A 14817-nucleotide genomic window follows, 5' to 3' on the forward strand; every position below is an offset into this window, starting at 1 on the left:
CGTTTAAATTGATTGTGGAGGGATACTATGTCAGCATTTTTAGGAGAGTTAATAGGGACTGCGTTGTTAATCTTACTTGGTGGCGGCGTTTGTGCTGGTGTAAGTTTAAAGAAATCGTTTGCGAAAGATTCTGGTTGGATTGTTATTACAATGGGCTGGGGCTTAGCGGTAGCGGTTGCAGCGTATGCGGTTGGATCGATTAGTGGGGCACATTTGAATCCGGCTTTAACGATAGGGCTAGCATTTAAGGGAGCGTTCCCATGGAGTGACGTACCAGGTTATATCGCAGCACAAATGATTGGGGCAATTATCGGGGCAGTTATCGTATATTTACATTACTTACCACACTGGAAAGAAACAGAAGATCCAGGAACAAAATTAGGTGTATTTGCAACAGGTCCAGCAATTCCGAACACATTTGCAAACCTTTTAAGTGAAATGATTGGAACATTCGTTTTAGTATTTGGTATATTAGCAATTGGAGCAAATAAATTTGCAGATGGATTAAATCCATTTATCGTAGGTTTCTTAATTGTAAGTATTGGTTTATCATTAGGTGGAACGACAGGATACGCAATCAACCCGGCTCGTGATTTAGGTCCGCGTATCGCGCACTTCTTCCTTCCGATTGCAGGAAAAGGCGGTTCAAACTGGAAGTATGCATGGATTCCAGTAGTTGGTCCAATTCTAGGTGGATCACTTGCAGGATTATTCCATCAAGTTGTATTTGAAGGAAAACAAAATGCAGCACTTATTTATGTGATTATTGCAACTGTGATTGTACTAGCAATCTCTTATATGACAAGTAAAAAAAGTGAAAGCAATACAAATAGTAGAAAAGTAGCATAGGGGGAAACCGATATGAAAAAATATATTCTTTCTTTAGACCAAGGAACAACTAGCTCACGCGCAATTCTTTTCAATAAAAAAGGTGAAATTGTTCATTCAGCTCAAAAAGAGTTTACACAACATTTTCCAAAGCCAGGTTGGGTAGAGCATAACGCGCAAGAAATTTGGGGATCTATTTTAGCAGTTATCGCAACTTGCTTAAGCGAAGCAGATGTAAAACCAGAACAAATCGCTGGTATCGGTATTACGAACCAACGTGAAACAGCAGTTGTATGGGATAAAACGACTGGAAAACCAATTTACAACGCAATCGTATGGCAATCTCGTCAAACAGTTGAAATTTGTGATGAGTTAAAAGAAAAAGGATATAGCGAAACGGTTCGCGAAAAAACAGGTCTTTTAATTGACGCATACTTCTCTGGTACAAAAGTAAAATGGATTTTAGATAATGTTGAAGGTGCAAGAGAAAAAGCAGAAAACGGCGATCTATTATTCGGAACAATTGATACGTGGCTTGTATGGAAATTGTCTGGTGGTAAAGCGCACGTAACGGATTACTCAAATGCATCACGTACATTAATGTTTAACATTCACGACTTACAGTGGGATGATGAGCTTCTAGATATGTTAACAGTGCCAAAGAGCATGCTTCCAGAAGTACGTCCATCATCTGAAATTTATGGCGAAACAATTGACTATCACTTCTTCGGTCAAAATGTACCGATTGCAGGTGTAGCTGGTGACCAACAAGCAGCGTTATTTGGACAAGCTTGCTTCGGTGAAGGTATGGCGAAAAATACGTACGGAACTGGTTGCTTCATGTTAATGAACACAGGTGAAAAAGCAGTAGCTTCTGAGCATGGCCTATTAACAACAATTGCATGGGGAATAGATGGTAAAGTAAATTACGCATTAGAAGGAAGTATTTTCGTAGCAGGTTCTGCAATTCAATGGTTACGTGACGGAATGCGCATGTTTAAAGATGCAAGTGAGAGTGAAGTATATGCTTCTCGCGTTGAATCAACTGAAGGTGTATACGTTGTACCAGCATTCGTAGGTTTAGGTACACCGTACTGGGATAGTGAAGTACGCGGCGCTATGTTTGGCGTAACACGCGGTACGACGAAAGAGCATTTCATTCGTGCAACACTAGAATCTTTAGCTTACCAAACGAAAGACGTATTATGCGCAATGGAAGCAGATTCAGGTATTGAACTAAAAACGTTACGCGTTGATGGCGGAGCTGTTAAAAATAACTTCTTAATGAAGTTCCAAAGTGATATTTTAGATGTTCCTGTAGAGCGTCCAGTAATCAACGAAACGACAGCTTTAGGTGCAGCGTACTTAGCAGGTCTTGCGGTTGGATATTGGAAAAACCAAGATGAAATTAAAGAACAGTGGCATATGGACAAACGCTTTGAACCAACGATGGAAGCGGCAACAAGCGAAGAGTTATATGCTGGATGGAAAAAAGCAATTGAAGCAACAAAAGCTTTCAAATAATCATAAACAGTGTTATAATGGTGACAAGTTAATAATTCGGTAGGAGATTTGGAGAGACCACAACACGCTATAGAGGCGAAATCTATAGCGGAGTTTGTGGTCTCTTTTTTCGTTATCAAAGGGAGGAATTACCATGAAATTTTCAAGTAAACAACGTAAAGACGTATTAAACGGAGTAAATAAACAAGAATTAGATGTGATCGTAATTGGTGGAGGTATTACTGGTTCTGGTATTGCATTAGATGGAGCAACACGCGGGTTATCAACAATTGTGTTTGAAATGCAGGACTTTGCAGCAGGTACATCAAGTCGTTCAACGAAGCTTGTACACGGTGGTCTACGTTATTTAAAACAACTTGAAGTGAAAATGGTAGCAGAGGTAGGGAAAGAGCGTGCAATCGTATATGAGAACGGTCCCCATGTAACAACACCAGAGTGGATGTTACTTCCGTTCCATACAGGCGGTACGTTCGGATCATTCAGTACATCAATTGGTCTTCGTGTATACGACTTCTTAGCAGGTGTAAAACGAAGCGAGCGCAGAAAAATGTTTAACCGTGAAGAAACGCTGAAGAAAGAGCCTCTTGTAAAACAAGAAGGATTAAAAGGCGGCGGTTACTACGTAGAATATCGTACAGACGATGCGCGTCTTACAATTGAAGTAATGAAAGAAGCAATTGAACACGGTGCAAAAGCTGTTAACTACGCAAAAGTAGACGGTTTCTTATATAAAGATGGAAAAGTATGTGGTGTACGTGTAATCGATTTACTAGACGGTGAAGAATATGAAGTTTACGGTAAGAAAATTGTAAACGCAGCTGGTCCTTGGGTAGATACACTTCGTGAAAAAGATAACTCGAAAAAAGGAAAAGTACTTCAGTTATCAAAAGGTGTTCACTTAGTAATTGACCAAAAACGTTTCCCATTAGGCCAAGCGATTTACTTCGATACACCAGATAAACGTATGGTATTCGCGATTCCTCGTGGCGGAAAAACTTATGTAGGTACAACAGATACGTTCTACGATAAAGACGCAGCGGTACCACAAATGACAACAGAAGATCGCACATACATCATTAATGCGATTAACTACATGTTCCCAAGCGTAAAAATTACGGAAAAAGACATCGAATCAAGCTGGGCTGGTGTTCGTCCATTAATTTACGAAGAAGGTAAGAGTGCATCTGAAATTTCTCGTAAAGACGAAATTTGGACTTCTGAATCTGGTTTAATTACAATCGCAGGTGGTAAATTAACTGGATACCGCAAAATGGCTGAAATGGTAGTAGACTATGTAACGAATCTATTACAAAAAGAAGGTCATAGTGCATATCCGAAGAGCGACACGAAACATATGCCAATCTCTGGTGGACATGTAAGTGGTTCACAAGGATTCCCAGCATTCGTTGCGAAAAAAGCAGAAGAAGGTACGAAATCTGGTTTAACGAAAGCACAAGCAGAAGAATTCGCGAAATTCTACGGTTCTAACGTAGACGTACTATTCGACTTAGCGAAAAAACATAAAGACGAAGCGAAAGAATATAACATGCCGCTAGACGTTCTAATCCCGCTTGTATACGCAATGGATTACGAAATGACAGCGAAACCAGTTGACTTCTTCGTACGCCGCAGAGGCGCTGTATTCTTCAACATCCACTGGGTATACGAGTGGAAAGAAGCAGTAATTAACTACATGGCTGCGAAACTAGGCTGGAGCAAAGAAGAGCAAATGAAATACACAGCAGAACTAGAAAAAGCATTAACAGACGCTGTCATTCCTGTAGATCAGCAGGAGCAGGCAGCTGCGTTAGCATAAAAAGAGAAACACCTGAAGGAGAGTCCTTTAGGTGTTTTTTCTCTTGACTAAAAATAATTAGAATGTGTTACAATGATGATAGAGTATATAATATGAATTTTGCATAAAATAAAGAAGACAGAAGCCTGAGAAACTTCTGCCTTTGTAACCTAACTTGCTATTGTGGTGGTAGTAGGTGCGGTTATAAGACAATTACATTAACGTTTTAGCCGAGAACCGCCCTTACCTTTTCCACGAAGCAGGGTGGTTCTCGCTTTTTTGTATACAGAAATTAGCCACGGACCGACGTATCTTCTACCGATGACAACGCCAGCTCCGGTTAGGATACCGTACACTAATTTAATTACAAACATCGCGATCATTTTATCACCTCCCCCTTTTTTCGAAATGGAAGAGATGATTACCACACCTACTAGTTATAGCTTATTAAGTTACATATCAATTGTATTATGTTTTAAAATAGGGAACAAGACAAATGAATACCGATATGAGGTGTATCATGAAAAAATTAATTACTTATGATTCTGAAATCCAGATGGCATATCTTTATTTAATTCCATCCACTTCACATATTGAGATTGAGTCGACTGAAGAATTGGAAGAAAATCCAAAGTTGAATTTAGATATAGATCAATTTGATCGTATAGTGGGAATTGAGTTTTTTGGAGAAAATGCTGATAAATTAAAAGAATTAACAAATATGAGTAAAATATATAAAAAGAAAACTTCAAACGATAATGCATACATATACTCATTTAGAGTTTCTCAGGATAATTATTTGTAAAAAGTGTTGTTTCAAAATGTTGTATTTTATTTTGCGGATAAGAAGTATGAAGAATTTATTGGTTTTGATATTATCAAGCCATCTTTGTATGGCCATGAGATATTAGATTCTTTAAGTGAGTAATTAGTGTTTGGATTTATGGGAAAGAGGACTCAATTAAATGGGGTCTCGATTGAGCGATTTTTTAAGGGTGAGAGAAATCGTGACCACAGAAAACCACCTGAAGGGGAGCCTTTAGGTGGTTATTTGTTTTATTATGAATGTGCTAAATTCTTGACTAAAGTGTTGTATCATAATACAAGGTTTACTCTTAGTGAAGAAAAATTAAAGTTAAAAAAACGGTATGGACATTGCCAGCCGTATTTTTTTATGAATGTATAAAACTTTTCCGTAGGGTGCGTCGTCTAATATATGGAAAGGAGGAAATGATGTGGATGAATTAACGGTAGAAGCATTTGAAATAGAAGATAAGGAACTCCTTATCGATGAAATTATGAACAAGTATGGACAAGAAGTTCTGTAGCTTGTGTATTCATATGTAAACAATAAAGAGATTGCTGAGGATGTAACGCAAGATATATTTGTGAAATGTTATAAATCTCTTCATACATACAAAGGGAAGTCGAATGTGAAAACGTGGTTATGGAGAATTGCGATTAATCAATGTAAGGACTATATAAAAAGTTGGTATAACAAAAAGGTGATCGTGACAGAGGATGAAGCTGCTTATATTGGGGTTCAAAATGATAGTGTCGAACAAACTGTCATTCAAAATGCGGAGGACCGTGAGCTCGCTTCTGCGGTAATGAATTTACCGATAAAATATCGAGAAGTCATTTATCTATTTTATTATGAAGAATTATCAATTAAAGAGATTGCTATTGTAATAGACGTGAAAGAAAACACGATAAAAACGAGACTGAAAAAAGCGAAGGAGCTTTTGAAGAAAGGATTGGAGGAATAATCAAATGGAAGATCGATTAAAAGGCCTGCGAAAATCAATGGAGAATACAACGTTTAAACATTTGAGTTTTTCTGATCAATATCGAAAGCAGGTGCGCGAAAAAATCAATGCGTCAAACGAAAAAGAAGAGGACATTTCTTTAGCGATTTTACAACTCCTCAGTAATGAAAAAACAGGATACGAATTGTCACAGCTACTACGAGGGAGAGGGATTCGGAAATTCGAAGGAAATGAAGGGTTTTTATATACCGTATTACATCGTCTAGAACAGAATCGTTTTATCCACTCAAGTTGGGATCATGCAGGAGCGAAATATTATCAATTAAATGATAAAGGAAGAAAGATGCTGCGGAAGGCAGAAAAAAATGCTACGAAGGCAGGATTTATATTAAAAGGTTTAGTACAGGAGTGAGGCAAAGATGAATAAAGAAGGGGAGCGTTTTGTAAGCGAAGTTACGAATCATATTAAATCAAAAGAAGCAAAGAGCTTCGTAGCAACCGAACTAGATTTTCACTTAAAACAGGCAAAGAACACATGGATAGAAAAAGGTTTAAGTGAGGAAGTTGCTGAAAATAAAGCGGTAGAACAAATGGGAAGCCCGATTAAACTTGGTCAGGAGCTTAACAAACTTCATAAGCCAAAGGTGGATTGGTTCTTAATTATTTTATTAGTGGCTGCTATGGGGTTAGGATTTTTACCAATAATCGCTCTTGGGCATACGAACGATTTACTAATGAACAAAGTAATTTTTGTAATTCTCGGCATTGCAACAGCTGTTGGGATGATGTTGCTTGATTACCGGAAGCTAGAAAGACTCGGGTGGCTGTTTTATACAATTGGAATACTTATCTTGTTAGCTATAAAATGTTTTCCGACTGGTTACGTGATTGGGGAAGCAGTAATAAAAATAGGCCCCATCAAAATTGACTGTTTAATGACGATACCATTCTTTTTTCTAGCCTGGGCTTCTTTTTTCAATAATAGTAGGTTAAAGTTTATGCATCTTCTCATGTTGTACGTATTCTCTTTATATCTATTTTCAACTATATCAATTCTTTTACCAATTTTCATCTATATTACGATGGTATTCGTTATGCTTTGGTGGAGTAAGCTAGGAAAGAAAACGGCATGGCTCATTACGATTTTACCTATTTTACCATTGATTATTAGGGATTTATTTTCCTGGTCTGCTGTAAAAGAATACCGGATAGCTAGAATTTTAGGATTTATAAACCCAGCGCATGATCAATGGGATTTACGTTTACAAGAGGCGATGTCTTCAGCAGGTTGGTTTGGTACATATGGAAATATAAAGTCTATCCCTGCTGCCCATACTGATTTTGTATTCGCGAGTTTGACTTACTATTATGGATATGTGCTTGCGCTAGTTTTGGTCCTGATTCTTTCTCTTTTTGCAGTAAGAATAATGAACATAGCTTATAAAATAAATGATGGTTATGGTAAATTGCTTCTCGTTGGCGGAGTGACTCTTTTTGTAGTTCATTTCATTTATAACGTTGGCATGATTTTAGGATTATTACCGCGTACTTCTATATCATTACCTTTTATTAGCTACGGATTGATACCAACTTTATTTCATGCATTTATAATGGGGATTGTGCTGAGCGTATATAGGCGCAAAGATATTTCGTTTAGAATGAGAAAAACACCTTGAATCATCAAGGTGTTTTCGTTATAAGCTCAAAACTCTCCAAATCAGCCCCAAGTATAAACGGACTAACCTCGCCAATGCTATAAAGTTGCAATTCATGCATTGCGCGCGTGCAAGCAGTGTAGAACAATCTACGAACGCTCTCATCGCTGTACACATCTTTAGAAGCATCGTAAATAATAACGGCATCAAATTCGATACCTTTCGCTAAGTAAGCAGGGATCACGACAATGCCTTGCTCATACTCGGCTGAGTTACTTTTCACGAGTTTAATATTCTCGATATGACGAAGTGCTTCGTAGGCAGCGGCGCTTTCAGCTGCAGATTTACATATAATTGCGATCGTATTGTGCTGCTCTTTTTGTAGTTCAGCAACTTTGGCAGTAATATGCTCGTGCAGTTCGCTGTCATTCGATACTTTCGTCACTGTAGGTTTCTCGCCGTCACGTTCAAAGGCGTGAATGTTCTTTCCTTCCGGTACGAGAGCACGTGTAAATTCAATAATTGGTTTTGTTGAGCGATAGCTACGAGTTAAGTTGATGCCGTTCGTTTCGTCTGGTCCGTATAAGCTAGTAAGTGTATTGAAATTCACTGCTTCACTCGCATGGGCAAATATCGCTTGGTTAAAGTCTCCGAGTACAGTCATTCTTGCAGCAGGGAAGAGACGTTTTAAAAACTCGAACTGAAACGGCGAGTAATCTTGCGCTTCGTCTACGAGTACGTGTTTAATCGATCTATTCGTTTGGAAGCCTTCAATTAATTCTTTTAAAAGTAAGAATGGAGTCGCATCCTCGTAATAGAGCTTTCCTTCATCAAGCATGTTTACTGTTAATGAGCAAATGTCATCCCATTCTTTCGGCTTTTCTCCAGTAACCCATGATGCATCTGTGAAGAGTTGTTTATATATGCCTGTGAAATTGATGAAGCGCAATGTTTGAACGCCTTTACGAAGCGGCTTCAATTTTTTACGGACAATCATACGTCCAAGTACTTTCGTTTCCTTCTCATAATCATTAAAGGAGTTGTCTTCAAACTCGCCTTTTTTCTGTAAATATTTATAAGCCTTTTGGTATTCATCTTTACTAAGTAATTCAATTTCCTCTTCTACCCAAGGCTTTTTCAGTTCTGTTTTTTCAATCTCATCTATTTGTTTATTTAGCCAATCCGTTAACTTTTCAATTCGATTATGGAAGCGGAGGGAGGAATCCGTATTATAAAACTGCTCTGTAATTTCTTTAGCAGAAGCAATTAACTTTCCTCTAAACTTCATTCCTCTAAATAGCATACCTGAAGATTCAAGAGATTGTCTGTACGCTCTAATCATCTCGAAAAATTGAGTAGAGGCTTTAAATCGAATGCTCGCATTTCTCGTTTTATAGGTAGGGCTATCTGTTTCCGTTAACATATATTCTAATTGTTCATAAGGGTCTTCTACATCAAATGACTTACTTAGTCTATGGTTTAAATATTCTTGGAATGTCACTTGCTGCATATTTTCTTCGCCAAGTTCAGGTAGTACGTTAGATACGTAGCTGTTGAACATAGAGTTAGGGGAGAAGAGAATAATTTGATCAGCTTTTAACCATTCGCGATATTTATATAGTAAGTAGGCGATTCGTTGCAGGGCAGCTGACGTTTTACCACTACCAGCAGCTCCTTGCACGATAAGGAGTCGGCCTTCATCGTGACGAATAATTTCATTTTGCTCGCGCTGAATCGTAGCAACGATGCTCTGCATATGTTTGTTCGTACCTTTTCCGAGCGCTTGTTGCAAGATTTCATCACCAATTGTAAGGCTCGTATCGAACATAGAATCAATCTCGCCATTTTGAATAATGTATTGTAATTTTTTCTCCACATTACCGTGGATTACGCCGCCTGGTGTACTGTATTCAGCCGGTCCTGGTGGATAATCGTAGTAGACACTTGAAATAGGTGCGCGCCAGTCATATATAAGAAAGTTTTCTCCGCTTGCATCAGTAAGTGTAGCTACGCCGATATAAATTTTCTCCGCAGCAGATTCTCCTTCTTCTTTGAAATCAATTCGCCCAAAGTAAGGTGCTTTATGCATGCGTTTTAATGCAGCAAGTCGATTAAAGGTGTGCTTATGGGTAATTTGTGTGACAGCTAGTGACTGAGCTTGTTGTCTTAAGTTGATAACTGTTTCAAGATAATCATCAAAAGTATCAGTATTCACTTTCACGTCATCCCAAAAGTGTTTACGAATATGGATTACTTCTGCCCGGCGTCTGCCAGTTTCGTTTTCCAGTTTATCAATTTGTTCCGTAATCGTTTCAATTACGGTATCCAATCGTTTTTGCTCTAAATCAAGTTTTTTGTTCATACGTAAGCACTCCTTTAAAAGTGAAAAATAGAGGTTGACTGAAGATTTGTTTTGGTGTACAATTAAGATACGGATAAATACGTTCTTTGTATTTCTGAAAACGTGTTTCTGTACTAATTTAACATAGTTTTTTAATTTAATCAATGATTAATGAGACAAGACTCTAATTTCCTGTATAGTTTGAGGAGGTTAGGGTCTTTTTTGTTTTTTAGTTGTTGTATTCTGCATTAACTACACGTACAATCTTGATCGGTGCTGCTAATGATGAGGGGGACAAAGCTCACCTGATTAAAGGGTCACTTTATTGTATGTTCGAGTACTCAGTTATATTTTTTTGTAAATAACATTTTATATTCTTTATATACAGAAAAATAGTTTTTATATTGAAAATATAAAAAATAGCTTATTAAAATTAAATTCCTATTATATACTAAAATATGTATGGAAATGTAATATTTATTTTATACAAGGCTTGCCTTGGGAGGAGAGAGAGAAGTGAAAGAATGTCCAATATGTTTAGATGGGGTGGAATATCCTAAAAATGTTGGGGAATGTCCGAAGTGTAAAAACTTTTTAAGGATGAAAACAAAATCAGCGAATACTACGGTAAATGATGATTTTGCGGATGTATTTGATAATACTTTTTATGAAGAAAAGAAGCCCACACCCCCTAATAAAACAACTGACCCATTTGAATCTACATATACGGAGCAGCAAACAAGTGCAGCGAGAGAAACAATAAAAGTAAGCAAGGCTAAAAAGAATGGATCGATAAAAGGGCAGGTAAGTAATTTTCAGGAAGATGTAATACCAGGTAAAACGCTTGGAAGATGGTTTGATGCATGTATAAAAGGAATTCCATTTATGAAGGATGGATATATGAATACATTCCAAGTGTATGATCAAGATGGTGAAGGACATGAAGTAGTTGTATATGGAAAAATTGTAAGAGGGAAGATTGGAGATCATAATTTAGTTCAAGTGTTTGGAAAGCGAGATCGTCATGGGACAGTAGTAGCTAAGCATATTGAAAATTTAAATAGCAACACGACAGTTTCAGTCAATAGTGGTATGTCAGCAAATAGTGTAAGATTTTTGACGGCAATTATTATGTTTTTATTATATTTTATTATTAATTTTGTTATTTCTTTTGACTGGATTGGGCTTGTTCATTTAGTTGTATCTGTCGTTTTGACTTTCTTATCAAATATATTTGTTGCCATATTACCGTTAATCATCGTTCTTTTTGGAATTTGGATAATGATTAAAAAGGTTTTTCGTTAAATAGATTATGAAAATGAGCACTCAAAAGTATGAGTGCTTTTTTATGCAATCTTTAGTTTATTAATGGGGGGATTTCTTTGCGCTTACATAACATAGATACAGTAGAAATAAGAGAAAAAGATCATTTACTGAGAAAGTCTTACTTGGATAAATCGAATTTAAATCCGGATTTAAATATGGAATCATTGGGACAACTTAGTTTCGTTAAAATAAAAGGTCTTGCAAATTTCTGGGAGGGAAAGGACGAAAAGGAATTTGACTTTGATGCCATTATGAGCGATGTGCTTAGTGGTTTTTCATCTTTACAGTCAACATTTACATTTTTACTGATTGGTAGTCCGAAAGAAATAGGTGTTTATGTTGGAACGGATCAATTCAATCAGTCCGTTTTATCTTCTTCATTGCACGCTTCATATCCTTATGCCAAATTGCAAGAAGTTGAAATGGATGAGATGTCACAGAAGTTACGTTCCATCGGGAATAACGGAGGAATTATTACAGGTATCCCGACTAATAAAACTTTTGGGGAAAGTAAGAGTCAACAAATTGAACGTTTATGTACCGGGATGTATGGGAGTTCTTGGGCGTATATTGTGGTTGCGAAGTCGATGAGTCCTTTTCAAGTAACGTTAGCCCATGAAAGGGTATTGAATGAAATTGATAACGTAAGTAAGTTTATTAAAGTATCAGAATCAGGTGGAAGTCTAGGTAAGGAATCTTGGGAAGTAACGAACTTAACCATTCAAAAGTACGTGGACAACCTTAATTCATTAGAAGAGAGCATAGATAGTGGAAGAACGATGGGAATGTGGAGAGTTGCTGGATACTATTTGGCGGATGAATTCCTAAATGCAACGAAACTACGAAACTTAATTACTTCTGTTTATAATGGTGAACAATCCAAACCGGAGAAAATAAGGACTTTACCTGTAGATAACATTTTATACTATGCGTCTAATTTTCAGTTTCCAGCAAATGAATTACCACGCCAGAAGGCTATGAAACATCCGATAGGATTATGGGATTTACATGGTGAAGGAATTACGAAGGAAGTTCATTGTTATAAGTATTTGTATCAAACGATTTTGCCAACCAGAGAGCTTTCAACTTTATGCCAAATCCCACGGAAAGAAATGCCAGGTTTTTATATTGATCAGTATGTGGAGTTTGATGTTGCGAACCGTCGTTCAATCCATGATGAAAGTAATAATTTTACAGTAGGAAAGATTATTAATGGTAATGAAGAAATAAAGTCGTATGAAAAATTAGAGCCAAGTAATCTCATCTATGATATGGATTTAATGGATTTAAGTCGACATGGTTTAATTGTAGGAATTACTGGTGGCGGTAAGTCCAATACGTCTAAAGGACTACTTCGTAATTTATGGAATAAGCACCGCATTCCTTTTATGGTAATTGAATCCGCTAAACGGGAATATTGGGAAATGTATAATATGGAAGGTTTTGAAGATGTATTAGTCTTCACCTTGGGAGCGGAGGATGAAAATTCTGTTCCGTATCGAATTAACCCATTTGAAAAAATAGAAGGTGTTCCATTACAGACTCATATTGACTATGTGCTATCGACTTTTAAGGCGAGTTTTGAGCTTTATGCACCAATGCCGCATGTTTTAGAAACTAGCATTTATCAAATATATGAAGATCGAGGCTGGGACATTTTAAGTAATCAAAATAAATACGGTGCAAATGTTTTTCCAACTTTAGATGACTTATATTACAAAGTAGATGTTGTTGTTGATAATTTAGGGTATGATCAACGCTTGAAATCAGATATTACAGCAGCACTTAAGGCAAGGATTCACTCATTACGTGTTGGTGGCAAAGGTGCTATGTTAAATACAGATAAGTCTATTCCAATTGCAGATTTATTGTCCCGACCTGTCATTTTGGAACTAGAAGATATAGGCGATGATGATGTAAAAGCATTTATGATGGGAATTATTTTAGTTCAATTGTATGAATATAGAAGGACGAAGCTTACTAGAAACAAAGGATTTGAACATCTTATTTTAATTGAAGAAGCACATAGATTGTTAGCTAATGTATCAAGTGGTGGGGAAGGGAATGTTCGTGCGAAATCAGTAGAGTTTTTCACGAATTTATTAGCTGAAATTCGTAGTTATGGACAAGGTTTTTTAATTGCGGATCAAGTTCCGACGAAACTAGCACCGGATACATTAAAAAATACAAATTTAAAAATTGTACATAGAATTGTTATGCAAGAAGATCGGGAATTAATTGGACAATCTATGAATATGACACAAGAACAAATTGAATATATTAGTTCTTTAAGAAGAGGATTTGCTGCTGTTTATGCAGAAGGAGATATGCGGCCAAAACTTGTACAAATGCCTTATATAAAGGAAGATTTTGATTATCCAAGAAGAACTGTTATTCAAAATGTGAAAGATACAGTGAAAAATGAATTTCATCACTATGATAGAAAATATGATTTTGGGCCTGCTTGTGCTTTTTGTATGGATAAGTGTAACCGTCGGGAAGAGATGGGGAAAATAAAGGAATTTATTGTGAAGCAAAATTGGTTAAGCGACATGTTAGATGACGCTAAAAATGCAGAATTTAAACCAGATTGGTTTGAAGGCTTGTTTGAAATGTTAGAAAAGAATGGAATGAGCTCACTCCGAAATTATCATACGAGATTATGTACTTTAAATGTCTTTTTAGGTAACAGAGATTTAGAAGAAAGCTATAAACGAGAAGCTGTTATAAATTATATGAAACATAATCTATTAAAGGATGAATGAATATGAAAGATTTCGATCGAAAAGACCATGTTGATAAAGTAGAGGAAGAAGACAAACTTGAAGAAAAGAAAGAAAAAAGTATAGAGGAAGAAAGCAAGAAGGAGCAGGCTTATAATTTTGATAAATATAATGAACGATTTGAGGGGCGTAAGCAGGAAACGATTGAAGATGAACTTGCTGAAAATACTCGGAATATTAGTTTTGATAAATATCAAAAGCAATTAAATAAGGACATAAAAGAACAACAAAATGAACAAGATGAAATAAATCCTGAAGTAGATTCTCCGGAAGTTATGGAAGCCAAAAAGGTTGAAAAGGAAAATGTTGAGACCGAAAAGCGGCTTGAGAATATGGAAGAAAATGCGGAAGAAATAAAGGAAGCAAAAGAATCTCTAGAAGGAACAGATGGAGGAAAGAATCCAGAGCAAATAGAAGAAACGCCCAAGCAAGAAGAAACAGATGAAGACAAGAAACTTGATCAGTTGGAAGAACCAACAGAAGAAGCTAGAGAAAAGAAACCAGAACAAGTAGAAGAAACGCCGAAGCAAGAAGAAACAGATGAAGACAAGAAACTTGATCAGTTGGAAGAACCAACAGAAGAAGCTAGAGAAAAGAAACCAGAACAAGTAGAAGAAACGCCGAAGCAAGAAGAAACAGATGAAGACAAGAAACTTGATCAGTTGGAAGAACCAACAGAAGAAGCTAGAGAAAAGAAACCAGAACAAGTAGAAGAAAAGCCGAAGCAAGAAGAAACAGATGAAGACAAGAAACTTGATCAGTTGGAAGAACCAACAGAAGAAGCTAGAGAAAAGAA

General features: G+C 36.7%; 10 protein-coding genes and 2 pseudogenes. 10 read left to right on the forward strand and 2 right to left on the reverse strand.

Features of this window, described 5'->3' with window-relative positions:
• Positions 1-27 precede the first annotated feature (27 nt).
• The 3 genes from glpF to glpD all read left to right on the forward strand — a co-directional run bounded on the left by glpF (position 28) and on the right by glpD (position 4168).
• A complete protein-coding gene (gene glpF / locus FS742_RS15155; protein WP_144613333.1) occupies positions 28-849 on the forward strand; it encodes a glycerol uptake facilitator protein GlpF in 822 nt (273 codons plus the stop codon).
• A 12-nt stretch (positions 850-861) separates the two neighbouring features.
• Entirely contained in the window at positions 862-2352 is a 1491-nt protein-coding gene (gene glpK / locus FS742_RS15160) for a glycerol kinase GlpK (RefSeq protein WP_144613335.1), read from the forward strand.
• Between the two features lie 133 nt (positions 2353-2485).
• On the forward strand, positions 2486-4168 hold the full coding sequence (glpD, locus tag FS742_RS15165) for an aerobic glycerol-3-phosphate dehydrogenase (RefSeq protein WP_144613337.1): 1683 nt from the start codon (positions 2486-2488) through the stop codon (positions 4166-4168).
• Between the two features lie 197 nt (positions 4169-4365).
• Here glpD and FS742_RS27605 read toward each other — a convergent pair whose 3' ends face one another.
• Positions 4366-4530 (reverse strand): hypothetical protein, encoded by a 165-nt coding sequence (locus tag FS742_RS27605; RefSeq protein WP_000561154.1) that lies wholly within the window; start codon positions 4528-4530, stop codon positions 4366-4368.
• Between the two features lie 137 nt (positions 4531-4667).
• Between FS742_RS27605 and FS742_RS15170 the strand changes: the two are divergent.
• From FS742_RS15170 to FS742_RS15185, 4 genes and pseudogenes are all read left to right on the forward strand, one after another.
• Positions 4668-5075: pseudogene (locus FS742_RS15170) on the forward strand (DUF2283 domain-containing protein).
• Positions 5076-5382: 307 nt separating this feature from the next.
• Positions 5383-5916 (forward strand): annotated as a pseudogene (locus tag FS742_RS15175) (sigma-70 family RNA polymerase sigma factor).
• A gap of 4 nt (positions 5917-5920) precedes the next feature.
• Complete coding sequence (locus FS742_RS15180; protein WP_144613339.1) at positions 5921-6328, forward strand: PadR family transcriptional regulator; 408 nt, start codon at positions 5921-5923, stop codon at positions 6326-6328.
• Positions 6329-6335: 7 nt separating this feature from the next.
• On the forward strand, positions 6336-7592 hold the full coding sequence (locus FS742_RS15185; RefSeq protein ID WP_144613341.1) for an FtsW/RodA/SpoVE family cell cycle protein: 1257 nt from the start codon (positions 6336-6338) through the stop codon (positions 7590-7592).
• A 4-nt stretch (positions 7593-7596) separates the two neighbouring features.
• Here FS742_RS15185 and helD read toward each other — a convergent pair whose 3' ends face one another.
• Positions 7597-9933 (reverse strand): RNA polymerase recycling motor HelD, encoded by a 2337-nt coding sequence (helD, locus tag FS742_RS15190; protein WP_144613343.1) that lies wholly within the window; start codon positions 9931-9933, stop codon positions 7597-7599.
• Positions 9934-10428: 495 nt separating this feature from the next.
• On the opposite strand from helD, the gene FS742_RS15195 reads away from it, so the two are divergent.
• From FS742_RS15195 to FS742_RS27610, 3 genes are all read left to right on the forward strand, one after another.
• On the forward strand, positions 10429-11217 hold the full coding sequence (locus FS742_RS15195) for a hypothetical protein (protein WP_144613345.1): 789 nt from the start codon (positions 10429-10431) through the stop codon (positions 11215-11217).
• A gap of 77 nt (positions 11218-11294) precedes the next feature.
• Positions 11295-14003 (forward strand): ATP-binding protein, encoded by a 2709-nt coding sequence (locus tag FS742_RS15200; protein WP_144613347.1) that lies wholly within the window; start codon positions 11295-11297, stop codon positions 14001-14003.
• A 2-nt stretch (positions 14004-14005) separates the two neighbouring features.
• Positions 14006-14817: hypothetical protein (locus FS742_RS27610; protein WP_186327179.1), on the forward strand; the 812-nt coding region annotated here is incomplete at its 3' end.

This window comes from Bacillus cereus, from assembly GCF_007678085.1.
GTDB lineage: Bacteria > Bacillota > Bacilli > Bacillales > Bacillaceae_G > Bacillus_A > Bacillus_A cereus_BE.